Annotated in this window: 16 protein-coding genes; 6 read left to right on the top strand and 10 right to left on the bottom strand. The window is 74.2% G+C overall.

Features of this window, described 5'->3' with window-relative positions:
- Positions 1-295 precede the first annotated feature (295 nt).
- The gene (gene thrB, locus ACLQ2R_RS18520; RefSeq protein ID WP_425961104.1) at positions 296-1,243 is read right to left on the bottom strand and encodes a homoserine kinase; all 948 of its coding nucleotides are present in this window, start codon (positions 1,241-1,243) and stop codon (positions 296-298) included.
- 255 nt (positions 1,244-1,498) lie between these two features.
- On the bottom strand, positions 1,499-2,557 hold the full coding sequence (gene thrC / locus ACLQ2R_RS18525; RefSeq protein WP_425961106.1) for a threonine synthase: 1,059 nt from the start codon (positions 2,555-2,557) through the stop codon (positions 1,499-1,501).
- Positions 2,558-2,796: 239 nt separating this feature from the next.
- Here thrC and ACLQ2R_RS18530 point away from each other — a divergent pair, with 239 nt between their 5' ends.
- Positions 2,797-4,551, top strand: a complete 1,755-nt coding sequence (locus ACLQ2R_RS18530; protein ID WP_425961107.1) for a glycosyltransferase — start codon at positions 2,797-2,799, stop codon at positions 4,549-4,551.
- 139 nt (positions 4,552-4,690) lie between these two features.
- Here the strand turns inward: ACLQ2R_RS18530 and ACLQ2R_RS18535 are convergent, their stop codons facing one another.
- Entirely contained in the window at positions 4,691-6,736 is a 2,046-nt protein-coding gene (locus ACLQ2R_RS18535; protein ID WP_425961108.1) for a glycosyltransferase, read from the bottom strand.
- On the bottom strand, positions 6,733-7,962 hold the full coding sequence (locus tag ACLQ2R_RS18540; protein WP_425961109.1) for a glycosyltransferase family 2 protein: 1,230 nt from the start codon (positions 7,960-7,962) through the stop codon (positions 6,733-6,735). The genes ACLQ2R_RS18535 and ACLQ2R_RS18540 overlap by 4 nt, the downstream gene beginning before the upstream one ends.
- Before the next feature lie 309 nt (positions 7,963-8,271).
- Here ACLQ2R_RS18540 and ACLQ2R_RS18545 point away from each other — a divergent pair, with 309 nt between their 5' ends.
- The 4 genes from ACLQ2R_RS18545 to ACLQ2R_RS18560 all read left to right on the top strand — a co-directional run bounded on the left by ACLQ2R_RS18545 (position 8,272) and on the right by ACLQ2R_RS18560 (position 14,460).
- The gene (locus ACLQ2R_RS18545; RefSeq protein ID WP_425961110.1) at positions 8,272-8,739 is read left to right on the top strand and encodes a hypothetical protein; all 468 of its coding nucleotides are present in this window, start codon (positions 8,272-8,274) and stop codon (positions 8,737-8,739) included.
- A 176-nt stretch (positions 8,740-8,915) separates the two neighbouring features.
- A complete protein-coding gene (locus ACLQ2R_RS18550) occupies positions 8,916-10,682 on the top strand; it encodes a glycosyltransferase (protein WP_425961111.1) in 1,767 nt (588 codons plus the stop codon).
- On the top strand, positions 10,682-12,604 hold the full coding sequence (locus ACLQ2R_RS18555) for a glycosyltransferase (protein ID WP_425961113.1): 1,923 nt from the start codon (positions 10,682-10,684) through the stop codon (positions 12,602-12,604). The genes ACLQ2R_RS18550 and ACLQ2R_RS18555 overlap by 1 nt, the downstream gene beginning before the upstream one ends.
- The gene (locus ACLQ2R_RS18560; RefSeq protein WP_425961114.1) at positions 12,601-14,460 is read left to right on the top strand and encodes a glycosyltransferase; all 1,860 of its coding nucleotides are present in this window, start codon (positions 12,601-12,603) and stop codon (positions 14,458-14,460) included. Before ACLQ2R_RS18555 ends, ACLQ2R_RS18560 begins: the two co-directional genes overlap by 4 nt.
- Before the next feature lie 185 nt (positions 14,461-14,645).
- Here ACLQ2R_RS18560 and ACLQ2R_RS18565 read toward each other — a convergent pair whose 3' ends face one another.
- From ACLQ2R_RS18565 to ACLQ2R_RS18590, 6 genes are all read right to left on the bottom strand, one after another.
- Positions 14,646-15,476 (bottom strand): polysaccharide deacetylase family protein, encoded by an 831-nt coding sequence (locus ACLQ2R_RS18565; protein ID WP_425961115.1) that lies wholly within the window; start codon positions 15,474-15,476, stop codon positions 14,646-14,648.
- A 245-nt stretch (positions 15,477-15,721) separates the two neighbouring features.
- Entirely contained in the window at positions 15,722-17,014 is a 1,293-nt protein-coding gene (locus ACLQ2R_RS18570; protein ID WP_425961116.1) for a homoserine dehydrogenase, read from the bottom strand.
- 78 nt (positions 17,015-17,092) lie between these two features.
- Positions 17,093-18,475 (bottom strand): diaminopimelate decarboxylase, encoded by a 1,383-nt coding sequence (gene lysA, locus ACLQ2R_RS18575; RefSeq protein ID WP_425961117.1) that lies wholly within the window; start codon positions 18,473-18,475, stop codon positions 17,093-17,095.
- A gap of 261 nt (positions 18,476-18,736) precedes the next feature.
- A complete protein-coding gene (locus tag ACLQ2R_RS18580) occupies positions 18,737-19,573 on the bottom strand; it encodes a neutral zinc metallopeptidase (RefSeq protein WP_425961118.1) in 837 nt (278 codons plus the stop codon).
- On the bottom strand, positions 19,573-20,259 hold the full coding sequence (locus ACLQ2R_RS18585; RefSeq protein ID WP_425961119.1) for an anticodon-binding protein: 687 nt from the start codon (positions 20,257-20,259) through the stop codon (positions 19,573-19,575). The genes ACLQ2R_RS18580 and ACLQ2R_RS18585 overlap by 1 nt, the downstream gene beginning before the upstream one ends.
- Positions 20,260-20,471: 212 nt before the next feature.
- Entirely contained in the window at positions 20,472-22,379 is a 1,908-nt protein-coding gene (locus tag ACLQ2R_RS18590; protein WP_425961121.1) for a hypothetical protein, read from the bottom strand.
- Between the two features lie 71 nt (positions 22,380-22,450).
- Between ACLQ2R_RS18590 and ACLQ2R_RS18595 the strand changes: the two genes are divergently transcribed.
- Entirely contained in the window at positions 22,451-24,109 is a 1,659-nt protein-coding gene (locus ACLQ2R_RS18595) for an asparagine synthetase B family protein (RefSeq protein WP_425961122.1), read from the top strand.
- Positions 24,110-24,701: the final 592 nt, after the last annotated feature.

Below are 24,701 nucleotides of genomic sequence, written 5' to 3' on the forward strand. Positions count from 1 at the left end.
AATCGCCGACGGTGGGACTTGGAGGACACCCCCCGGATTGCTACCGGCAACCAGATGTCGAGGTAGATCGAACGCGCATGTCCCCGAAAACGCCGCTTCTCGGTGCCCCCACCGAATGTGGAGCGTTCGGAGGCGGCGGATTTCGGGGAGGCCACTGCGGCGCTCACGCCTCACAGGTGAGACATGGTGCAGCGATGTGTGGCTGACAAGCACGCACCCAACGCGGGGCACCTGGTGCGGCTATCAGCCTAACATCACCAGCGCACAGAGCTATTCCCTGAAGGTCGAAGAGACGTCAGCGTGTCTCGGGAGAAACAACGCGGGCACCCCGGGTTTCGACATCCAGTGGCTGGATGTGCCAGTCATTACCCACTTCCGCCACTATCGAATCCTGCGTATGGGGCGTCGAAAACGCAAGAACCGTGGGACCTGCTCCCGAGACGACCGCGGCGACGCCGGCCTCGCGCAGCCGGCGTACCAGATCGGCCGTGTGCGGCATCGCGGGCGCGCGGTATCCCTGGTGGAGCCGGTCCTCGGTGGCGGCCAGCAGCAGTTCCGGCTCCGGCCTGGCGGTCAGCGCGGCGATCAGCAGGGCGGCCCTCCCGGCGTTCGCGGCGGCGTCGGCGTGCGGGACGTCCTTGGGCAGCAGCCCCCGGGCGACCTCGGTGGAGAGCCGGAACGCGGGGATCAGGACGACCGGGTGGACGTCGGGGTGCGGGAGCAGCCGCACCAGGTGCGGCACGCCCGCGCCGTCCGTCCACGCCACGGTGAGCCCTCCGGCCAGGCAGGGCGCCACGTTGTCGGGGTGGCCCTCGATCTCGGTGGCCAGCGCGAAGACCGCGTCGTCGGTGAGCCCGGTCTCCCCGGTGGGGCCGGGGGTCGCCAGCGCGCGGGCCGCGAGGATCCCGGCGCAGATCGCCGCCGAGGAGGATCCGAGACCGCGGGCGTGCGGGATGCGGTTGAGGCAGCGCAGCCGGATGCCGCGCGGCTGCGGGAACCCCATCCTGTCGAAGGCGGCACGCATCGTCGTGACGATGAGATGCCCCTCCCCGCCGTCGAGCTCACCCGCCCCCTCCCCCTCGACCTCGATGACGACGCCACGGGAGCCGGGCTCCCCGGAGGGCTCGAACAGCTCGGCCTCGACCTCGTCGTACAGGCCGAGGGCGAGCCCCAGCGTGTCGAAGCCCGGACCGAGGTTGGCCGACGTCGCGGGGACCTGGACGACCACCCTGCCGCCGGTCATCGGGGTCCCGGGGCACGGTGGCCCCTCGGTGTGGCCATGGCGGACACGTCGTCTCTCCTCTCGCCCCGCTGGGCGGGGTGTCTGCTGCCGCGTCCGGTGCCCGGACCGGTCCCGTCGCGCGGTGTCGCGCGACGGAGCGACGGCCTCCGCGCGGCGGATCCGGACGTGCCGGAAAGGCGATCCGGGCGCGCCGGAATCGCCGGACCGTCGCCGGGCCCTCGTCAGACCCGTCGCCGGGCCGTCGTCAGGTGATCACTAGGCCAGTTCGAGGGCGGTGGCCGCGGCGTGCGCGTCGATCGGGATCGTCACCGGGGTCGGAGCGCCGGAGATGGCCCAGTCGGGGTCCTTGAGACCGTTTCCGGTCACCGTGCACACGATGCGCTGCCCGGGCTCGACCAGCCCCTGCCCGTGCGCCTGGAGCAGGCCCGCCACGCTGGCGGCGGAGGCCAGCTCGACGAACACGCCCTCCTCCTGCGCGAGGAGCTTGTACGCGGCGGCGATCTGGCGGTCGGTGACGGCCTGGATGACGCCGCCGGACTCGTCCCTGGCGGCCTCGGCGAGACCCCAGGAGGCGGGGTTGCCGATGCGGATCGCGGTGGCGATCGTGTGCGGGTGGGTCACCGGCGCGCCGCCGACGATCGGCGCCGCGCCGCTGGCCTGGAAGCCGAACATGCGGGGCGTCCGGGCCGCGACACCGTCCCTGGCGTACTCGGTGTAGCCCATCCAGTACGCCGAGATGTTGCCGGCGTTGCCGACCGGGATGCAGTGGATGTCGGGGGCGTCCCCGAGCGTGTCGACGATCTCGAAGGCGGCGGTCTTCTGCCCCTGGAGCCGGAACGGGTTCACCGAGTTGACCAGCGCGATCGGGTAGCTGTCCGAGAGCTTCCTGGTCATCTCCAGGCAGTCGTCGAAGGAGCCCTCGACCTGGAGCAGCTTCGCCCCGTGCACCAGCGCCTGGGCCAGCTTGCCCATCGCGATCTTGCCCCGGGGCACCAGCACGGCACAGGTCAGGCCCGCGCGGACCGCGTAGGCCGCGGCGGAGGCGCTGGTGTTGCCGGTGGAGGCGCAGATAACGGCCTTCGCGCCCTCCTCCACGGCCTTGCTGATGGCCATGGTCATGCCGCGGTCCTTGAAACTGCCGGTCGGGTTGAGACCCTCGACCTTCAGGTAGACCTCGCAGCCGGTCAGCGCCGACACCCGGTTGGCCGGGACGAGCGGTGTTCCGCCCTCCAGGAGCGTGACGACGGGCGTCGTCGCGGTGACCGGCAGCCGGTCACGGTACTCCTCGATGAGGCCACGCCACGCCCTGGTCATGATCACTCCTCCTGCGCCCGGCCGGTCCGGGCGCGCCACCTGCGGTGTTGAGAACGGAGTCTACGGGCAACCCGCCCGGTTCCGGGATCCGTCGTCCACCAGATGGACACCTCGCGCGTCCTGTCCTACAGGAACTCCTCAGAATGGGCCGGTAGGGTCTGCGGGGTTCGACGGGCCTTGACGGGGGCTTGACCGATCGTGGAACACGGCATTCCGAGCGGACGAGGGGTTGTCACATCATGAGGGGCGGGGCGGCCGATCTGCCGCCGATCCGGCACAACGACTACTCGCCACTGGTCCCGCCCGCACTGGGCGACTGGGACCCCGAGCTGCCGGTGAGCGTGATCATCCCGGCTCGGGGCGGGCAGCACAGGCTCGATCTGGTCCTCGCCGCACTGGCCGCGCAGACGTATCCGGATCACCTGATGGAGGTGATCGTGGTCGACGACGGCAGCGAGCCGCCGCTGCGGCTGCCGGAGATCGCCCCCTCGGACACCAGGATCGTGCGCGCCGGCCCGTCGGGGTGGGGCATCGCCCACGCGGTCAACACCGGCGCCGCCCTCGCGCGGGGGCGGATCCTCCAGCGCCTGGACGCCGACATGGTCGTCTGCCGCGAGCACATCGAGGCACTGGCCCGCTGGCACCACCTGGCCGGATACCTCGTCGCCATCGGCGCGAAGAGGTTCGTCGAGGAGCCGGTCCTGACGGCCGCCGGGGTCCACGAGGGCGTGCGCGCGGGTTCGCTGGGCTCGGTCCTCGACCTGACGGGGGCGCTGCCCAGCTCCACCGAGCAGACGATCTCCCGTACCGACGGCCTGAGGGCCAGCCGGAACCCCTACCACGTGTGCACCGGGCCGACGGTGTCGATGCGACGGGAGACCTTCGAGGCCGTGGGCGGGCTGGATCCCGCGGTGCTGAGGGGCGAGGACACCGAGTTCGCCTACCGGCTGGCGGCGCACGGGGTGGTGTTCATCCCCGACATGGCCGCCCAGGCCGTCCACCTGGGACTTCCCGCCCAGCGCAAGGATCGCGACCGGGCGGTGCGGCTGGTGGCGCCCTACCTGGCCCACCGGGTGCCGCTCCGCCGGGACCTGCGCAAGGACCGGGGGCGTCACTGGCTGGTCCCGTACGTGGAGGTGGTGATCGCCGCCGACGGGCCCGCCGCGCAGGTCCGCGAGGCGGTGGGCGCTGCGCTCGACGGGTCGCTCGGCGACGTGGTCGTCACCCTGACGGCGCCCTGGTCGCGGCTGGCGGGGGACCGGCGGCCGGTGCTGGACGACCCCCTGCTCGACCTGCGGCTGCTGCGCGAGCACTTCGCGCACGACGAGCGGGTGCGGTTCGCCGACGAGGTCTCCCCCACCCCCGCCCCGATCCCGTTCCGCTACACCGGTCCGGCCTCGGTCCCGCTGGGACGGGACTCGCTGGAGCGGATGATCGCCCGCATGCAGAAGGACCGGTCGGGCAGGCTCGTCGTCGATCTCGGCGGCGCGGGCGTGGCGGCACTGGACCGGACCGAGGCGCTGGGCCGGGCGAGGCTGCTCGGCGCCGACGGCGCCGACGCCGTCGCCGCGTCGATCGAGGCCACCCACGGTGTACGCCGGGGCGACCGGACGGAGTTCTGGCCGGTCAAGGCCCCTCGCGCACCCGCCTCCGGTGGATCACCCGGTCGCGCCGGGGTGCCGGTTCCCTCCGGGAGGGGATCGTCCGGGCCGCAGGCGTCCGGGGTCGAGAAGTCCGGGGTCGGGGTGTCCGGGGTCGGGGTGCCCGGGGCGGGAACGTCCAGGACCGGAGCATCCGGGACAGAAGCGTCCTTCGCCGGGCGGGACACGGCCCCTGGTCCCGCCGGCGTCCCGCCTTCGGCCCAGACTCCGTCGCATGCCCAGCCCTCGTCGCAGGCTTCGTCGCAGGCGTCGGGCTCGCCCAAGAACCCGGCCCGGCCCCGGCAGGGGCGCCTCTCCCTTCTGGGCAAGCTGCGCACCGCCCTGAGAAACTGACCCACGTCCCCGCGAAACCGACCCAGGTCCCCGCCGGAGGCCGGCCACGGCCCTGCGCGCGACCCCGGCCGGACCTCACCCCTCCGCCCGGCCCTTCCACGCACCCCGGGGAGACGGGCCTCAGCGTCCCGCCGCCAGGTCAACGGCGGCGGGTGATGGCCCGTCTCACCGTGGACAGCAACCCGTACTGGACGACCTTCCTGGCGGCGGCCAGGTCCTTGCGCAGGGTGCCGACCTCGCGTCTCAGCTCGACCGTGTTCCTGCGCCAGCGGCCCGCCTCGTCGCGCCACTTGGTCACCTGGCCCCTGAGCCGCTCGGCCTCCCTGGTGAGGCGGGCCACCTCGGCCTCGGCCTCGGTCCTGGCCCGGTAGGCGCCGCGACGGCCCGCGACGGGACGGGGTCCGTACGCGAACCCGTGGCTCTCGCCGTCCACCCAGATCACGCCGAAGGTGTCCTCCACGGCGTCGTCGAGATCCTCGCCCTCCTCCCGCACGATCGCGGCGCGGGCGAAGGCGGCGACCCGTTCCAGACGCGCCGTGACGATCGCCGGCGGCGCCTCGCGGACGGTCCCGAGATCCGTGGCGCCTCCGGTCCCGGCAGGGCTCCCGTCCTCCCCGTCCCCCTCGGCCAGCAGCACCGAGACCAGGCCGTATCCCTCGTCCTGAGCCAGGTCGAGCAGGCGCGCCAGGGTGTCCTCCCCCGGCACCCACCCGGCGGGCAGCCTGAGCCGGAACGGGACCGGCCCCGCGGCGGAGCCGGGGACAAGGCCCGAGTCCGGGACGGCGAAATCCGAGCCGGAGGCAGGGCTGGGGTCGGAGGCGGCGAAATCCGGGCCGGGACCGGAGCCGACGCCGGAGGGGTCGTGGGCGAAGCCGGAGGAGTCGCGGGTGGCACCGGAGGAACAGGAGCCGGTGGAGTCGTCGGTGGAACCGGAGGAACCCGGGCCGGTGGAGTCGTCGACGAAGCGGACCCGGGGCTCGTGGGCGTAGTGGCCGCGGATCAGCACCAGATCCAGGTCGGGGTCCCTCAGGGGTGCCCGCCCCTCGGCGCCGACGCGCCCCCACGGCCCGGTCAGGGTGACCGTCACGTCGGGCACGGTGCCCGCGAGCACGGCGTCGACGGTCGCGCGCACCTCGTCGTAGCCGTAGCCATGACCGCCCGGCCTCATGTCCTGCCCGTGGCCGCCCGGCCCCGTCTCGTGCGCATGACCCCCCGGTTCTGCCCCCCGCACGTGGTCGCCCGGTTCCGACCGGGCTCGCACTCCCGGCTCCGTCCCCGATGCCGTCGCCGGTCCCGGCCGGGTCGCGGGCTCGACGACCACCTCGACGTACGGCACCTTCCACTGCCTGGACGGATGCGAGCGGAGCCAGCGGTAGGACGGGATGCGGTCGGCCACGAAGGCGTGGCTGACCCGGTCGATCGGGGCCTTGTCGCGCATGCGCATGGTCGGGCCCAGGTGGAAGGCGCGCGAGCGCGGTTCGGGGACGAAGACCGCCCCGGCCTGGGCCAGCCGGTAACCCATCTCGGTGTCCTGGCCGAGGATCAGGTCGGTGTCCATCGGCCCGGTGGAGGCCAGCAGCGCGGCGTTGACCGAGGTCGCGCCGCCGACGTGCAGGCTGAAGGCGCGGTGCGGGTTGGCGGTGAGACCGTCGGTCCGCTCGACGAGATCGACCAGCCAGGCGTGCGGCTCGGCCGGTTCGAAGATCGTCGCCAGGTCGGCGGTGGCGGCCACCGTCTCGGGCGTGGGCAACGCGGCCGGGGTGAAGCGCAGGTATCCGGTGACCACCAGGTACGGGGCGGCGTGGTGCCAGCGCATGTGCGCCTCGACCGACCCCCGGTCGAGGACCACGTCGGAGTCCAGCCAGTGGATCACGTCTCCGGTGGCGGCCGACAGCCCGGCGTTGCGGGCGTGGGCCCGGCCCGGCACGGGACAGACGATCAGTCGCGTCCCGGGCGGGCGGAGGTCCGGCAGGCGCAGCGGCGGTTCGCTGCCGTTGTCGACCACGACGACCTCGGTCAGGTCGGCCGGGTAGCTCTGCACGGCCAGGCCCGCCAGCGCCAGGTCGAGTTTCTCCTGGTCGCCGTGGGCGGGAACGACCACGCTGACCCGGAGCGACGGCGTCCAGTCCCCCGGGCCGGGGAGCGTGAGGGAGCGGTAGTCGTTGCCGGCGATCCGTGCTGTCATGGCGTTTCCAGGATCAGGCTCGGGCGGAAGCCGCGCCACTGGTTCGACGCGACGCGCAGGAAATGGGCGAGGGGGAGCCGCCAGGTGTGCTCGGCCTCGATCGTGCGGCGCAGGACGTAGCCCAGGCCGTGGGTGCGGTAGGCGCGCGCCCCCGCGGCGTGCGCGGCCTTGAGCAGCCCGGCGTCGACCGCCCTGGGCAGCGGGGGGAAGCCTCCCAGGTCGGCGAGGTCGTCCCTGCGGATCAGGATCGTGCCTCCGGCGACGTGCTCGGACCAGACCTCGCTGCTGTAGTCGGTACGGCGGATCGTGGCGTTCAGCGGCTCCAGGTGGAAGAACTCGGCGGCGGTGCCCACGATCTCCGCCCCGCTGTAGGAGCGGGCCAGGAGCAGGTCGGCCAGGTGCTCGGGGCCGTACCAGTCGTCGTCGTCCCACTTGGCCAGGTGGTCGCCGCCGGCCCGGGAGGCGGCCAGGTTGAGCACCTGCCCGAAGGGGATCTCCCGCGACGCCTCGACCACCGTGACGGGCAGGCCGCACTCGCCCACCGCCCGCCGTACGCGCTCGTCGTCGGCGGGTACGCCGTGCAGGCCGAGCAGCACCTCGACCCGGACCCGGCGCTGCCGGGCGATCTGGCCGAGCGCGAATCCCAGCAGGTGCGGTCTCCTGCTGGCCATGACGACGCTGACCTCGGGTTCCGCCGCCGAGGGCCCACCGGCTCCGGCGTGGTCGCGCAGTCCGTGACGGCGCAGCCGCACGCTCTGCTCCTCCCTGCGCAGCGCGGTCACCGACCGGGGGCCGCCGGTGTCCTGCTCGGGCGTCCAGGCGGCGAGCAGGCGGGCCAGGACGGGGTCCGCCCAGCCGGGCGAGGTCTCGGCGTACAGCGGCACCCCGGCCGCGGCCAGCGCGGTCACCACCCCGGACGGCACCCGGGAGGTGGGCCAGCGCACGGCCAGCCCGCGCAGCGGGCGCAGACGCGCGACATCGGCGGCGTCGACGGTGACGGCGGTGACGGTGCGATCAGGGCGATCGGGATGGCCGGGGCCGTCGAGGACGTCGAGGACGTCGGGGCCGTCGGGGTGGTCACCGATCGGCTCTCCGGCCGCCAGCCAGCGCCGGCCGTCCCAGGACAACTCGGCGGTCTCCCCGTCGGCGGGACGCAGGAAGCCCGCCGGTGTCGCGGGCACCGAGGGGGCGGCGGAGGGAGCGAGGGAGGGCGGCGGCGCAGGCACGAGCGAAGGATAGCGAGCCCGGAAGATCCCTTCTCGCCCCACTCCGCACGGGGCATGGGCGAGCGTTCCCGGTCTCCCCGATGCCTCCGGTGTCCGGGGTGTCCGGGGTGTCCGGGGTGTCCGGGGCGTCCCCGGCCGTCCTCCCCCTACGCCGCACGGGTCACTTCACAGCTGTCACGCAGGTCACAGCAACCTCTGAATTTTTTACTTATCGTCATATCGGCTATTGAAAGCCAGATAGCCTCGCTTATCCCCCCTTAACGATAGGTAGCACCAGAAAATACAAAGCGGCACGGAAGGTAAGCGCGGATGCCCACGCCCCGAAAACTGGCGCTTCTGGCGGTGATCATCGGCCTGCCGGTCGTGATCGCGCTGACACGGCTCGCGAGCACCGGGATCGTCTCGGCCACCGGGGCCGTCGTACTCGGCGGCCTGGCGACGGTCCTCGCCGTCCAGTTCCTGATGATCGCGGCCGTCCGCAGGGTCGACGGCAAGGCCCTGCGCATCGACGCCCGGGTCAAGCGCCACGAAGCGGAGATGGCCACGGTCATGACGGTCGCGGAGCGGCTGGACCGGCGGCTGGACGAGATCACGGCACTGCTCGGAGAGCACGAGAGCAAACGGGACGAGGATCTGCGGGCGATCCTGGTCTCCCTCGGCGAGGACCGGCTGACCTTCGCGCCGGGACGCCGCCAGATCGAGGAGACCGTCCGCGACCTGCTCGCGCACCCGGCCGCCGTGGAGGCCTCGCGCGGGCCCTCGGAGGGGGGAGCGTGACCGGCCCCGACGACCGCCCGGCCGTCGGAGCCGGCCCGGAGGGTCACCCCGCCGCCGTGACCGGCCACGAGGGTCCCCCGACCCCCGTGACCGGCCCGGAGGGTCACCCGACCCCCGTGACCGGCCAGGAAGGCAGCCCTGCCTCCGTGACGGGTCAGGAGGGTCACCCGACCCCCGTGACCGGCCAGGAAGGCAGCCCTGCCTCCGTGACCGGCCAGGGGAACGGCTCTGCTCCCGTGGCCGCCCCGGACGGCCGTCCCGCCGTCCCCCGTGCCAGGGTCGGGCAGAACGACTACGGATCGCTGCTCCCGCCCGAGATCGGCGCCTGGGAGCCCTGGCTCAGGGTGAGCGTGGTGATCCCGGCGCACGACTGCCAGGAGGCCCTGGAGCGCACGCTCGCCGCCCTGGCCGCGCAGACCTACCCCGCGCACCTGATGGAGGTGGTCGTCGCCGACGACGGCAGCGACCCGCCGCTCCAGGTTCCCGCCCTCGCCCCGGCCGCCACCCGCTCCGTCCGGGTCCCCGAGGGCCGCTGGGGACGGGGCTGGGCCCGCCAGACCGGTGCCGCCGCCGCGGCGGGCGACGTCCTGCACTGGGTCGACTCCGACATGGTCCTGGACCGGGAGCACGTGGAGGCGCACATGCGCTGGCACCACGTCGCCCCCTACGCCGTCGTGATGGGCGACGTCCGCTTCACCCCCGAGGGGGACTGGCCGTCCGCCGGGGAGGTCTTCGAGGCCGTGGCGGCGGGGGACGCGGAGAAGCTGTTCGACGACTCGTCGCCGCACGCGTGGCGGGCGGGTGTGCTGGAGGAGACCCGGTGGCTGCGGGACGCCGGCACCGGCGCGTACCGGCTCCACTCGGGGGCCAGCACGTCGGTCCCGGCGGCGTTGCTGCGCTCGGTGGGGGGCGTGAACACCGCGCTGAACATGGGTGAGGACACCGACCTCGGGTTCCGCCTCGCGCAGGCGGGCGCGGTCTTCGTCCCCGACGCGCGGGCGCGGGCCTGGCACCTGGGCCCGTCCACGGTCATGGTCAGGGAGAAGGAGGTGCACCGGCACAACTGGTCGGTGCTGCCCGACCTCATCCCGGACCTGCGCTGGCTGCGGACCCATCCGCGCAGGACCTGGCTGGTGCCGTACGTGCACGTGATCGTCGACGCTCGGGGCGCCCGCTACGAGGACGTGCGGGGGTGCGTGGACGCGGCGCTCGCGGGCACCCTGGCCGACGTCGCCGTCACCGTGGTCGGTCCCTGGCCGGAGCTCCCGGCCGGGCGTCATCCCTCCCTGGACGAGCCGCTGCTCGACCTGCGCCTGGTGCGCAACCTGTACGCCCACGAGCCGCGCGTCTCCTTCACCGAGGAGACACCCGCCCGCTCGGCGCCCGCGCCGTTCCGCCTCACCGTCCCCGCCGGCTGGGCGCTCGGCCCCGCCACCCTGACCGAGCTGGTCGCCCTCGCCGAGAGCGAGGGGTACGGCCTGCTGAGCGTGGCGCTCGACGAGGGTCCCGCCGGGGTCGGCGCGGCCAGGTTCGAACGCACCGCCGCCTTCGCCAGGGCGGCCCTGGTGGCCGGCGTGCCCGGCGACCCCGGCGACCTCGGCGACCTCGGCGACCTCGGCGACCTCGGCGACACCGACACGATCGACGACATCGTTCACGAGCTGTTCGGGTCGCTCTGGGTGGGCGCCGCCGAGTTCGGTGTGACGACCGTCGCGGAGGCCGAGCCCGTCGCCGGGGACACCGCGAAGTGGCGGGCCGACGCGACCCGCTGGAAGAGCGAGGCACGACGCCTGGAGGGCGAGCTGAAGAAGGCGCGCGCCGAGACCGACCGGCTCCGCGCGGAGGCCGGCCGCCGGCAGGACGAGCGGCGCCGCGGCCCGCTGGGCAGGATCATCTCGACGGCCGGGCGCGGGACGGCCGGCGGGCGGGGGAAGACCGGCTGATGTCACCGCTGATCGATCTCGTCCGTGCCGCCCGGGAACGGAACGGCGGGCGGCGCGTCCTGGTCTACCGGGTGGGCTTCGAGACACCGGGTGAGCTGGAGGAGTACGGGACGATGGACCTCGACGGCGACGTCGAGAGCCTGCCCCGCGCCGAGGAGGGCGCCGCGGAGATCCTGGTCCTCGCCCGGACGCCGACCGACGTCCGCAGGGCCGCGAGCCTGCAGTCGCTGCTGGCCACGGCGCCCCGGGTCGTCGTGGCCGTACGGGAGACGCCGCACTGGTACACCGCGCCGGTGCTCTCCCCGACCCCCGCCCACCGCTGGCGCGCGCTCGTCGAGCTGCGCGTCCACCAGCCGCGGAAACCGGCCTGGGTGGTCGAGGCCGTGTTCTCCAAGCCCGTCCCCGCCGGGCGCGTGCTCGCCGCGACCGCCAGGGCGTTCGCCGGGCACCGGATGGACGCGGTGGCCGCGCCCGTCGCCGCCCTGGCCGGTCCCGGGGCGGCCCACTGGCGCCCCGGCGACCCGAACGCGGCCCCCTCCCCCCTGGCCGGGCCGGTCCCCGGCAGGTTCGGCGCGCGCGGGGCCGACCTGGTGGTGCGCGCGGTCGGGCAGGAGCCGCCGGACTGGGACGGCGACCCGGTACCCGGCGACCGCCCCGAGGCCGGCCTGATGAGCTGGGAGCGGCTCGGCCGGCCCGGCGGGGGCGCGATCGCGCGGAGCGGGCTCGGCGACCTGTCGGAGCCCCGGACCATCCCGCCGGTCGACGACCGCTCGGTCAACCCGATGGGTTTCGTCACCGTGCCCTCCCTCGGCATGGCCGACCTGTCCGTCCGCTCCGGCCGCTGGGCGATCGTCTGCGAGGATCGGACCCTCACCGCCTTCGACGCCTCCGGCCGCGTCACCGACGTGGACGTCGACCGGATCCGGCAGGTCAGGGGGGTGCGGGTGGACTGGCGGCGCGCCCACACCGGGCCGGTGGCCGCGCTGCGGGTCGTGACCGGGCTGGCCGCGGCCGGGGTGCCGCTGGTCTGCGAGACCGTGCCGCACTGGGCGGGCGCCCTGGGCGCCGGGCTGACCGGGCTGATCACCTCGGCCGGCGAGCCGGGCCTCAAGGACGACCTGGAACGCGAGGAGCACAGCGTCCGGCTGCGCCGGGAGGCGTTGCGCGTGCACGGCGTCCGGGCCCGCTGGGAACAGCTCGGCGCCCCGGTACGGCCACCGGCCCCGGTCTCGGTGCTGCTCGCCACCCGCCGCCCGGAGATGGTGGGCTTCGCCCTGGAGCAGCTCGCCAGGCAGCGCGGCGTCACCTTCGAGGTGATCCTGGCCCTGCACGGCTTCTCCCCGGGACACCCGGGCGTGGCCGGGGCGCTGGCCTCCTTCGGGCATCCGGTGACCGTGTTCGAGCCGGACGCCGGCACCGTCTTCGGGACCGTGCTGAACCAGGCCGCGGCCAGGGCGTCGGGGTCGTTCCTGCTGAAGATGGACGACGACGACTGGTACGGCCCCGACTTCGTCTCCGACCTGCTGCTGGCCCACTCCTACTCGGGCGCCCAGGTCGTGGGCATGGTGCCGGAGTTCGTCCACCTCGCCTCGATCGGGGTGACCGTCCACCGCGAGCAGGTCACCGAGCAGATCACCAACTTCATCGCCGGAGGGACCATCTTCTCCGAACGTTCCGCCTTCGAGGCCGTGGGCGGTTTCCGCCCCCTGCCCGGGACGATCGACGCCCAGTTCCAGCACGCCGTCCAGGCCGCGGGCGGGCAGATCTACCGCACCCAGGGGCTGGGGTACATCCTGCGGCGCGGCAATGTCGCGAACCACACCTGGCGCGAGCCGATCGGCACGTTCCTGCGGCGCAACAAGCGCCAGTGGCGGGGTTTCCGGCCCAGCGCGCTGATGGAACTCCCGGCGGAGGCACCGTGAACGCGCCCCAGGACCCCGGCGTCCCGGGCACGCCACCCGATCCCGACGTCTCGGGCACGCCACTGGATCCGGGCACCCCGGGCGCACCGCCCGCTCCGGGCACCTCGGACGCACCGCCCGCTACGGGCAGCCCGGGCGCATCGCCGGGTGCGGGCGTGCCGCGCGTGCCGGGCAACGACTACGGGGTGCTCTCCCCTCCCGACGCCGGCGCGTGGGAGCCGCACCTGACCGTGAGCGTGGTCATCCCCGCCCGGGGACGGCAGGACAGGCTCGATCTCACGCTGGCCGCGCTCGCCGCCCAGACCTACCCGTCGCACCTCCTCGAGGTGATCGTCGTGGACGACGGCAGCGCGCCCCCGCTGCGGCTGCCCGAGATCGCCCCCGAGCGGACCCGGATCGTCGGCACCGCGCCCGGCCGCCGGGGCATCGCCTGGGCGCTGGAGACCGGCACGGCCGCCGCCCGCGGCGAGGTGATCCACCGGATGGACGCCGACATCGTCGCCTACCGCGAGCACGTCGAGACGCACCTGCGCTGGCACCACCTGGCGGACTACCTGGTGGTGACGGGCACGCTGCGCTTCACCGCCGCCGGCGGCACCCCGCCCACCCCCGCCGAGGTGCGGGCCGCCGTCTCCGAGGAGCGGGCCGGCGCCCTCTTCGAGGAGGACCCCGACCACGGGCACGGCTGGATCGACGAGCTCGTCGCCGGCCACCGGGGCTTCCGCGACGCGCCCTCCGCCCTGCTGCACCGCGTGCACGTGGGAGCGACGGTCTCGCTGCCCGCCGCCCTGCTGCGCGAGGCGGGCGGGATGGACACCTCGCTGGTGCTCGGCGAGGACACCGAGCTGGGGTACCGGCTGACCCAGGCGGGCGCGGTGTTCGTCCCGGAGACGCGGGCGCTGAGCTGGCACCTGGGAACGACGACGGCCATGCGCAGGCCCGTCGAGGTCCGGCGGCACAACGAGCCGTTCATCGCCGACCGGATCCCCTACCGGCGCACCCTGCGCACCGACTCCGGGCGGCAGTGGCTGGTCCCCTACATCGACGTCGTGGTGGACGCCGGGGGCGGGGCGCGGTTCGAGGACGTCAGGGCGAGCGTGGACGGGACGCTGGCCGGCACCCTGCCCGACGTGCGCGTCACGGTGACCGGCCCGTGGGAGGCGCTGGGGGGCGAGCGCCCCCCGCCGCTGGACGACCCCCTGCTCGACCTGCGGCTGCTGCACGGCCAGTACGCCCACGACGGCCGCGTCTCCTTCGCCGGGCGCGTCCCCGCGACCTCGGCGCCCGCGCCGTTCCGCTTCGTCTGCCCGGCCGGGTGGGTTCCGGGGGCGGAGTCGCTGGACATGCTGACCCGGCGGGCCGAGAAGGGCGGCGAGGGCCTGCTGCTGGTGGCGCTGGACGAGGACGAGACGGGTGTTCTGGCCGCCCGGCTGGAGCGGACCGCCGCCGTCGCCAGGGCGCTGCGGGTGGCCCGCGAGGGCGAGCAGCTCGACGACGTGATCGCCGAGCTGTACGGGGTGACCTGGCTGGACGCCGAGTCCTGGCGGCTGCTCCCGGCGGCGCGCGCGTACCCCTCCTGGAGCACCGACCGCAACCGGGAGGCGGCGCGCTGGCGGGCGACGGCCGAGGCGAGAGCGCGGGAGACCGAGCGCGCCCGGAGCCAGATCGCCGCCCTCAGGGCGGAGGTCAGGGAGCTGCGGGCCGCCGCCGCCAAGGGCCGCCGTGACACCGACCGGTGGAAGGAGAAGGCCGAGCAGCGCCGCCTGGAGGCGGCCGCCCTGCACCGGGCCCGGCAGCGTTCCCTGCTCGGCCGCGCCGCCCGCCGGCTGCGGGGGCTCACGGGCGGCTCGCGGTGAGGACCGGCCCGCGCGGGTGTGTCACGGTGAGAACCGGCCTGTGAGCCCCCGCGGGTGTGTCCCGGTGGGGACTGGCCTGTGAGCCTCCGCGGGTGTGTCGCGGTGGGGACCGGCCCGTGAGCCCTCGCGGATGGGTCGCGCCGAGGACCGGCGCGAGCGGGGACGGCGGCGGGATCGCGCGGCGCTCAGCCCTGGGCGGTCGCGGGATCGTCCGCCGGGGGCAGGGGGCGGTGGCGGGCGCCGATCGCGTCCTTGAGGGGTTTCACCACGGTCCCGCGCGACCTGCGGTCCTTCAGCCAGCCGAGGAAGTCGTTCAGGCGCCGGGGAGTGACCGAGTAGAGGCCGCAGTCGTCGCAGACCCGATGGAACACCAGCGGCAGCAGGCCGCCGGTCCTCTCGGCGTTGAGGACCTGCTGCCTCATGTGCCGCAGCAGGGTGTCCTCGCGGACCGAGCCCGGCGTGCGGATATCGTAGCGGTTCTTCGGGCGGAAGGACTCGGCCCCCGGGCAGGTGGGGCAGGACCACTCCCTGAGCCCGCCGACCCCGCGGGCCGCGTCGTAGCCGCACCGCCGCGCCACCGCCATGGCGTCGGAGTCGACCGCGCCGAACGGGTAGGCGAGGGTGACGGGCCGATACCCCCAGGAGACGAGTTTCCTGCGGTCGTCGCAGATCTGCGGCTCCTGCTCGCCGCGGGCCAGCTCGGTGAGGCGGACGTGGGTCAGGGTGTGCCCGCCGATCTCGTGACCCGCCTTGGCGATCGCCGCCAGACCGCGCCGGGTCAGCTTCTCCTCGCCGCCGACGGTGTCGGTGTTGACGTAGAACGTTCCACGCATGCCATATTTCTCCAGCATGCGGGCCACGGCCGGGTGGGTGGAGTCGCCGTCGTCGAAGGTGAGCGAGACGATCGTCCTGACCTTCTTCGGGGCGCCCGCGCCCGCCGCGTGGGCGGCCGGGCCGAGTGCCGCCGCGACGGCCAGCGCCGCGGAGAGTGCCGTCACCCGGCGGAAGAGCCTCACGATGGACCCCTTTTCACGGAACGGCAAACCGGGCATGAAAGCACCCTATAAGCCAGCAAGGGCTACCAAATACGTCGTTATGAAATGCCCAGGAACCCGATGCCGAGCCGGTATGTCACCGGCCGCGAGAGCCGTGAGGGCGGCGAGGACCCGTGAGGGCCACGAGGGCTCAGACCCGTGACGGCACCGAGGGAGCGGAACGGGCCGCCGGGCCGGTCACGGCGGACCGGCCCGGCGGGACACCGCTAGCGGGTGTCCTCGCCCTCGACGCGCATGACGCTCACCACGTTACGGACGATCTCCAGCTCGCGCAGGGCCTCGATGGTGGCCGAGAGCGCGGCGTCGCTGGCCCGGTGGGTGACCAGGACGAGCTGGGCGTCGGCGCCGTGCCCCTCCTGGCGGACGGTCTGGATGGAGACGTCCTGCTTGGCGAACATGTCCGCGACCCGGGCGAGCACGCCGGGCTTGTCGGCCACGTCCAGCGAGACGTGGTAGCGGGTGACGGTCTCGCCCATCGGGTGCACGACCAGGTCGGCGTAGGTGGACTCCTGCGGGCCCCGGGCGCGCGCCAGCACGTTGCGGCCCACCGCCACGAGGTCGCCCAGCACCGCGCTCGCCGTCGGGGCGCCGCCCGCGCCGGCGCCGTAGAACATGAGCTGCCCGGCCGAACGCGCCTCGACGAACACCGCGTTGTATGCCTCGCGCACCCCGGCCAGCGGGTGCGTCCGGGGGATCATGGCCGGATGCACCCGTACGCCGATGGAACGGCCGTCGTCGGAGCGCGCGCAGATCGCCAGCAGCTTGATCACGTACCCCATCGCCTTGGCGCTGGCCACGTCCGCCGCGGTGATCTCGGTGATGCCCTCGCGGTGCACGTCGGCGGCGGTCACCCGGCTGTGGAACGCGATCCCGGCGAGGATCGCGGCCTTGGCCGCGGCGTCGAAGCCCTCCACGTCCGCCGTGGGGTCGGCCTCGGCGTAGCCCAGCGCCTGCGCCTCGCCCAGCGCGTCGGAGAACGAGGCCCCGCTGGAGTCCATCTGGTCGAGGATGTAGTTGGTGGTGCCGTTGACGATGCCGAGCACCCGGTGCACGTGGTCCCCGGCGAGGGACTCGCGCAGCGGCCTGATCAGCGGGATCGCGCCCGCGACGGCCGCCTCGAAGTACAGGTCGGCGCCCCCGGCCCTGGCCGCGGCGTGCACGGTCGCGCCGTCCTCGGCGAGCAGCGCCTTGTTGGCCGTGACGACCGACTTGCCGGCGTTCAGCGCGGTCAGGATGAGCCCACGGGCGGGCTCGATGCCGCCGATCACCTCGACGACGATGTCGATGTCGTCGCGGGCGACCAGCGCCTCGGCGTCCGTGGTCAGCAGGGCGGGGTCCACCTCGGCGTCCCGCCTGCGGCCCAGGCGCCGCACCGCGACCCCGGCCAGCTCCAGCGGGGCGCCGACACGGGCGGCGAGGTCGTCGGCCTGCTCGTCCAGGAGCCTGATCACCTGGGAGCCGACGACGCCGCATCCCAGAAGCGCGACTTTCAGTGCCATGCGGTCACACGCCCCTCTCGTTCGCACGGCGGACGGGGCCGCCGGCCGCGAGGGCCGCCCCCGCCGCTCCGGGTCGTTTCACAGCTGTCCTCTCAGCAGGTCGTCCTCGGTCTCCCGGCGGACGATCACGCGGGACACCCCGTCCCTGACCGCGACCACGGCGGGCTTGGGCAGGTAGTTGTAGTTGCTGGCGAGCGAGCGGCAGTACGCGCCGGTGCCGGCCACGGCGACCAGGTCGCCGACCGCCAGGTCCGACGGGAACCACAGGTCGCGCACGACCATGTCGCCGCTCTCGCAGTGCTTGCCGACCATGCGGGAGAGCATCGGGGTGGCGTCGCTCGTCCGGGAGGCCAGGCGTGAGGTGTAGTCGGCCCCGTACAGGGCGGTGCGGATGTTGTCGCTCATGCCGCCGTCGACGCTGACGTAGGTGCGCAGGCCCTCGACGTCCTTGATCGTGCCGACCTCGTAGAGCGTCACCCCGGCGAGCCCGGCGATGGCCCGGCCCGGCTCGACGGTGAGCCTGGGCACCGGCAGGCCGGCCGAGGTGGTCACCTTGACGACGATCTCCCTGAGGCTGTCGGCGATCTCCTTGACGTCCAGGGCGGCGTCGCCCTGGACGTAGGGGATGCCGTAGCCGCCTCCGAGGTCGAGCTCGGGCAGCACGACGTGGTGCTCGTCCTTGATCTGCACCAGCAGGGTGGCCAGGCGGCGCGCGGCCACCTCGAACCCGGCGGTGTCGGTGATCTGCGAGCCGATGTGGGAGTGCAGGCCGACCAGTTCGAGCTGGGGCAGGGCGAGGATGCGCCTGGCCGCCTCGGCCGCCGCGCCGCTGCTCAGCGAGAAGCCGAACTTCTGGTCGTCGTGGGCGGTCGCGATGAACTCGTGGGTGTGGGCCTCGACGCCCACGGTGACCCGGATCATGACCTTGGGGCGCGTGCCGTGCTTCTCGGCCAGGAAGCCCAGGCGGGCGATCTCCTCGAAGGAGTCGGCCACGATGTGGCCGATCCCCGCCTCGACGGCCCGCTCCAGCTCGGCGAGCGACTTGTTGTTGCCGTGCAGGGTGATCCGTTCGGCCGGGAACCCGACGCTGAGCGCGACGGCGAGCTCGCCCGCGCTGCACACGTCGAGGCCCAGGCCCTCCTGCATGAGCCAGCGGGCGACCTCGCGGCACAGGAACGCCTTGCCCGCGTAGTGGACGTCGCCGCCGGCGAACGCGCTCGCGTAGTCGCGGCAGCGGGACCGGAAGTCCTCCTCGTCCACCACGTACAGCGGGCTGCCGTGCTCGGCGACCAGATCCCTCACGTCCACGCCGCCGATCGTGATCGCGCCGCCGGCGCGGCCCGACGTTCGCGGCCAGATGGAGGGATCGAGCGTGTTCAGATCGGCGGGTGCGTGCGGAGGGCGCTCCTCGGGCAGCACTTCGGCATGCCGGTCACCGGCGGGATGGGCGAATCGACTCACCCGAACGAGGCTATCGGACCCGGTGATCCCCCTGAGACGGTTGCTCACCTATCGAGACGGGATGGCCCATCGGGACGCGAACTTTTTACGTTATTTACCCATTTGACAACATATTTTCGCGCTACAGGGCCGTGATCTCCGCCTCGCCCCCGTCGGCGACGTCGGTGGCGACGCCGGCGGGAGCGCCGCTGGGGCGTCGGGCCGGGTGAAAGGCGGGGTGACGGGCGAGGCGCCGGACGGGGTTCCGGTGACGGCGAGGGCTCAGGAGACCTGTCCGGCCGGGACGCCCCAGGTGTTGCAGGCCGCCACGCTGCCGCTCTCCTGCCCGCGCCGCATCCACTCGGCGCCGCTGGCGCCCGATCCGTGCGAGCGCCGGTGATCGGCCCGTACGTCGTCGTCGGCGTCGTCGTCCCTGCTCCCGGCCAGGACACGCAGGCGCTCCAGCCGTCGCGGGGTCACCGTCCGCAGCGTCGCCGCGGCCAGGCAGTCCGCCTGGAGCTCCAGGCGCCGCGACCATGCCTCGTCGAACGCCTCGGAACCGCGCCTGCCGGACAGGCCGGTGACCTCCTGGACGTGGTGGGCGTACTCGTGCGCGAGCGTGAACATCATCGGGAAGACGGCGTCGCCCTCCACCAGCACGTTGACGACCCGGGAGTCCGAGCAGTAGATCCCGGACCAGTCGTGCTCGTCGGTCCCGCACGCGGACTCCGAGGGAGAGGTGACCAGCCGCACCTCGTCGGGCGGCGTGTACTCCGTCCCGGCCCGCTCCAGGGTGGCCGTCCACATCCGGTCCAGGCAGCGGCCGAGGGCCGTGAGCGACGCCTCGGGGTCGGCGTCCAGGTCCTTCGGGAGCGTGGCGCAGCGGGCGTCGATCGGCTCGGTCCGCTCGTGCAGGCCGTGCGTGGCCGCCTGCGAGCGGGGCGAGCCGGGCGCGGTGCCGATGAGCTCCCGCAGGTCGTCGCCGAAGTACGCGAGCCCGCCGACGACGATCGCGAAGGCGAGCAGGATCGGGACCGTCCTCCGGGCCGTGCTCCCGGAGCCGTCCATCACGCCCCTTCCACCCGTCTCCCTCGTCGCGCGCCGATCAGGAGAATTCATTAGATCCTGTCGGGGGGCGTCTCGCCAACGGCGGCGAGGGCCTCGGCCAGCACGTCCCGGACGGCGCGGGCCAGCCGCACGCGGGCGGTGTGCAGCGGCGAGGGCTCCTCGTCGCCCGCCGGGAGCGGCCCGGCGCCCTCGAACGCGTCGTGGTAGGCCAGGGCCAGCCGGCCGGCGTAGGCGGCCCAGCCGGGGTCGCGGCTCGCCCGCCTGCCGTGCGCCTCGGCCAGCACCCTGAGCACGGCCCGGTCCAGGGGGCCGTCGAGCAGTTCCGGCTCGAAGCGCCCGCCCACGCCCAGCTCGGCCGCCCAGCGCTGCACCGCGACCGCCCGGACGTGCGCGTACCTGACCGCGAACCCGGGGTTGGCCCACGTCCGGGGAAGGTCACCCCACGGGGACACGCCCGCGACGGGGGCGGGGTCCCCCGGGACGGCGGAGGTGGCCGGGGCGGCGGGGGCGATCTCGGTGACGAGCTCGCCCGGCACGGCCACCACGATCTCCAGGAAGCCCCCCGGGCGCACCCGGACGTCCGCGATCCCCGGCAGGCCCCGGAGCCGCCCGGCCGTCGCCTCGGGGTCCCGGCCCTCGCGCGCGGCGGCCGGGAAGAGGTAGACGGCCTCGCGGGCCCACGTGCCCCGCGGGATCGGCGGCATGCCGAGAAGCTCGTCGAGCCGGGCGGGCGTCACCCCGGCAGCCTAACCGCGCTCCCGGCACCTTCCGGACCCCGCGCCCTGGACCCCGGGCCGACGCCACCCGGACCCCGCACCGCTCCGGACCCCGCACCCGGACCCCGCACCCGGACCCGGTGCCCCCGGGCCCGGCACCACCCGGACTCGGCGCCCCGAACCCGGTACCCCGGACGGCCCGCCCGGATCACCCCGGACGGGCCGGAGCCCCCTCAGACCAGGGCGTGCGGCTCGGCCGGGCCGTAGTCGACGAGCTGGGCCGAGCCCAGCAGCCAGCGGTCACGGTCGCGCAGGCAGACGTAGCCGAAGCGGTCGGCGGAGAAGACCTTGACCCCGTCCGCGCGGCACTGGCGCATCAGCACCTCGGCCCAGCCGTCGGAGACGTCGGGGAACCCGAGACCGCGCAGCACCGTGCGGCGGGCCAGGAGGGTCGCCCCGGCCACGTCGGGCAGGTAGGAGTACTCCGCCGAGGGCTGGCGCAGCACGGTCGCCGCGACGTCGCGCAGGTGGGCGTAGTAGGCCGCCTTGCCGACGATGTCGGCGCCGGTGAACAGGAAGGCCCTGCTCAGATCGGCCAGGTAGTGCTCGCCGTACCGGTCGCGGGCGTCCATGACCGCCACCAGGTCGCCCTGGCACAGGTCCAGCGCACGGTCCAGCATGCCGCCCACGGTCTGGCCCGCGTCGGTACGGCGGACCGTGACCTCCACCCCGTCCGGCATGGCCTCGCGCGCCCGCCTGGGAGCCTCGGGCGCGTCCGAGAGCAGGACGAGCTGGACGACGCCCCTCTGCGGCGCGACCTGGGCCAGGGTGTGGTCGAGGTCCCCCCGGTCGATCATGATCACCGAGATGTTCAGGGTGGCGCGGCCGCTGGGCAGCCCGATCGCGTCGAGCAGGTCGTCGACCTTGTCGGTCATCGTGCCCGAGGCGTAGGCCTGGCGCAGCGCCACGTGCGCCCGGGCCGGATCGGGCTCGGTGCCGATCGGGGTCCCGCAGGCGGCCAGCTCGGCCATCCGCCACTGCTCCGTTCCCGGCGGGCAGTCCACCGCGACCGGCCAGCGGTAGGAGGTGAGCACGTCGGGGTAGGACAGGTGCCCGGGGAGCAGCTCCTCCAGCGACAGCACCCGCCCGAACCGGTCCCCGGCCAGCGGCAGCGGGTTGTGCACCCGCGGCTGGACCGCGAACGGCAGGATCCCCAGCGAGGGCGCCCGGCGGCCGGGCTCGGGCTCCCGGGCCGCCAGCGCGGCGCCCCACGCCCTCACCGACGCCGGCAGCGCGGTCACCACGTGCTCGAACGATCCGGCCGCGGCGGCGAAGTCGTCCACCGTGCCGCCGGTGTGCCAGAAGACCGTGCGGATGCCCCGCTGCGCGCACCACGACAGCAGGCCGCGCAGTCCCTGTCCCGGCCGGCGCAGCTCCTCGGCCCACGGCCCCTCGGTGACCGACTCCACCAGCAGCAGGTGCGGCACCTCGACGGCCAGGACCCGGGCGAAGTCGCGCGGCGTGAAGCCGGTCGTCTGGCGCCACTCGTAGCGCAGCAGCGCCTCGCCGTGCGGTTCGGCGATCACGGCCGCGGTCAGGTGCGGGCGGGTGTTCGGGCCGGTCGGGACGCGGAACGGCTTGAGCTTCACCGACCTGCCGCCGACGGTCCTGACGGAGCTGGTGGCCTGGAAGGACGCGCCGGGGACGGCGGGCCTGTCGCCGGTCTTGCGGGGGACGGGCTGGCGCTTGGGGGCGGTCGGGCGCTTGGCCGGCTTGGCCGCGCCGCGCAGGCCCCTGGCCAGCCGGACCGGGTTGCTCTTGCCGGTCTTGATCGCGTCACCGAGCCTGGACCAGCGCGCCACCTGCACCGACGACAGCTTCCACTTGGCCACCTCGGCCTGGTAGCGCTGCTCGGCCAGATCCCTGCGAAGTTTCTCCTCGGCGGCGTTCGCGGCCTCCAGGCGCTCCTCGGTCTCGCTCAGCCGCTCCCGCAGCGCGCGCAGCTCCTCGGCCGCACGCTCCGCCTCGGCGACCCTGGCCTGCGCCGCGTCCAGCAGCCGGGCCAGCTCGGAGGCCCGTTCCGCGTGGGCCACCGCCTCGCGTAACGCCTGTCGTGTGCTTTCGAGTTGGTCGCCCGCCACGCCGTCCTCCGTTTTCTCAGCCGGCCGAAAGGATACCCTTTGGTCAATCGCGACATAGAGGAGTCAGCACGGTGCAGTGGCCGACGTTCAATGTGAGGCCGTACGTCTGCGGCGGCATCGGACACCTCGACGAGGCCGTCCTGGAGGCGCTGCGCGGAGCCGGGCCGCGGGTCAGGCCCGCCGTCCAGGACCCCGGGGCTGCCCTGTTCAGCTCCTCGCCGCTGCCGCCCTACCGGCGTGACGAGCGCACCTGGGCCTTCGCCTGGGGCGAGCGCGCCCCCGACGGTGCCGCGCCGTGGATCACCGTGGCGGAGACCTACGAGACGCCCGGCCTGATCGACGACGGCGAACGGGTCGTCCTGCACGCCGGCGGCCTGGGCCTGGTGGACGTCTACCACCTGGAACGCGACGGGGCGGTCTACTTCTCCTCGCTGCTGGAGCCGCTGCTGGCCGTCGCGCGCGGCCCGCACGAGGTCAACTGGGAGGCCTGGGCCTCGATCATCCAGCTGACCTTCCCGCTGCGCGACGACACCCCCTACGCCGGGGTGAGGCGGCTGGCCGGGTCCAGCGCGCTGGTCTGGGACCGGGCGAGCGGCCGGATCTCGGCCGAGCGGATGCTGCCCCGCTGGCTGCGCGAGGAGCCCTACGAGGCCGGGCGGACGGCCGGGGAGATCCTGGACATCCTGCACGAGGCCTACAAGGAGTTCGACGGTCGCCCGCTGCTCGTGCCGGTCAGCGGCGGCTACGACTCGCGGCTGCTCTGCTCGGTCGCGGTGGCGCGCGGGGCCGACGTGGAGTCGTGGACGACCAGCCCCGACGACGGCACCGACACCGACATCGTCTTCGCCAGGGCGATCACCCGCGAGCTGGGCGTACGCCACCGGGTGATCACCCAGGACGCCGGCGACTACCCCGACGACGCGCTGGCCGCGGCGCGGCGGCTGGAGTTCCTCACCCCCCACCACGCCTGGTACACCCCGTTCGCCCGCGAGGTGCACCGGTCGGGCCGGACGCTGGTCGACGGGCTGGCCGGCGGGCCGCTGCTGAAGAACTTCATGGTCAGCGGGGCCGCGCTGGATGCCTCCACGCAGGCCGAGCGCAAGGCCGCGCTGCTCGGCTCGCTGACGCTGGGAGCGGCGTCGGTGCCGTTCCTGTCGGAGCGGGCCGAGTCCTGGATCACCGACACGGTCGGGCGGGCCTTCACCGCCTCGACCTCCATGCTCAACGGGCACCGGGCCGAGCTGCCGCTGTCGGTCCTGCACACCCGGACCGCGCGGGGCATCGCCCGCTCGCCGGTCAACCTGGTCGGCCCGGAGGCGTCGTTCGCGGCGCCGTTCCTGCACCCGGAGTTCTTCGACGCCGCGCTCTCGGTCGGCGTGCACCGCAAGGCCGCCGGGCGCTTCTACCGCGAGGTCCTGCACGCGGCCGACCCGCGGGTGGCCGCGCTGCCGTCCACCAACGTGGTCAAGCAGCCGCTCCAGCGGGTCCCGCTCCGCTCGGCCGCCGCGCCCGCCAGGGACTACGGCCACCGGATGCTCGGCCTGGTCGCCGAGACGGTGCCCTCGCTGCTGTCGGAGCACCTGCTGTCCGTGGTCGCCGACGGGCCGGACGCGCTGGCCCGCTTCCACGGCTGGAACGACCGCTTCTGGGTGCGGAGCCTGGTGCTGTTCGGCGCCTGGATCGGCGACCACCGCGACCACGTGGGCGACCTCACCCCTCCCTGGGCCTGAGCCTCCCGCCCTCGCGGGCGACCTCCCCCTTTCCTGCGCCTCTCGCCCTTTCCCGGGCCTCTCGCCCTTTCCCGGGCCTCTCGCCCTTTCCCGGGCCTCTCGTCCGCGCGGGCGACCTGACCGCTTCCCGGCCGGGTCCGGGCCTCGTGGAGGAACCCCGCCCCGGACACGGGACCGGAGCAGTGTCCCCGGTGTCCCCGGTGCCCCCGGCGTCCCCGGTGTCCCGGACGTTCCCGGTGTTCCCGAAGTCTCCGGCATTCCCGAAATCCCGCGTGTTCCCGGTGTTCTTGAAGTCCCGGTTGTTCCCTGCGTTCCCTGCGTTTCCCCGTGTTCCCGAAGTCCCAGGTGTTCCCGGTGTTCCCGGTGCTCCCCGAGTCCCTTGAGCGCGCCGTGTTTCCCGTGGGAAAACAACGGATGACACGGCGATTACGCGGCCCCACCGCGACCCCCGGAAGGATTCCGCGGGAAGGGCCCGATCCACCTCGCCAAGAGGGCTTCCAGAGGTTCGCTCGGCTGGTAGTGTTCGGCCCAGAAAGCGCCAGAACGGATGGACCAGAATCACACATTCGGTCCGTCCGAGGGCACGGAGCAC

This window comes from Streptosporangium sp. DT93 (assembly GCF_049844535.1).
Taxonomy (GTDB): domain Bacteria; phylum Actinomycetota; class Actinomycetes; order Streptosporangiales; family Streptosporangiaceae; genus Streptosporangium.

Bases quoted from the DNA above. Each gene is read 5' to 3' on its own strand.
- thrC (WP_425961106.1), bottom strand. From the start codon at position 2,557: ATGACCAGGGCGTGGCGTGGCCTCATCGAGGAGTACCGTGACCGGCTG.
- ACLQ2R_RS18545 (WP_425961110.1), top strand. From the start codon at position 8,272: ATGCCCACGCCCCGAAAACTGGCGCTTCTGGCGGTGATCATCGGCCTG.
- ACLQ2R_RS18535 (WP_425961108.1), bottom strand. From the start codon at position 6,736: ATGACAGCACGGATCGCCGGCAACGACTACCGCTCCCTCACGCTCCCC.
- ACLQ2R_RS18570 (WP_425961116.1), bottom strand. From the start codon at position 17,014: ATGGCACTGAAAGTCGCGCTTCTGGGATGCGGCGTCGTCGGCTCCCAG.
- ACLQ2R_RS18530 (WP_425961107.1), top strand. From the start codon at position 2,797: ATGAGGGGCGGGGCGGCCGATCTGCCGCCGATCCGGCACAACGACTAC.
- ACLQ2R_RS18580 (WP_425961118.1), bottom strand. From the start codon at position 19,573: ATGAATTCTCCTGATCGGCGCGCGACGAGGGAGACGGGTGGAAGGGGC.
- thrB (WP_425961104.1), bottom strand. From the start codon at position 1,243: ATGACCGGCGGCAGGGTGGTCGTCCAGGTCCCCGCGACGTCGGCCAAC.
- ACLQ2R_RS18555 (WP_425961113.1), top strand. From the start codon at position 10,682: ATGTCACCGCTGATCGATCTCGTCCGTGCCGCCCGGGAACGGAACGGC.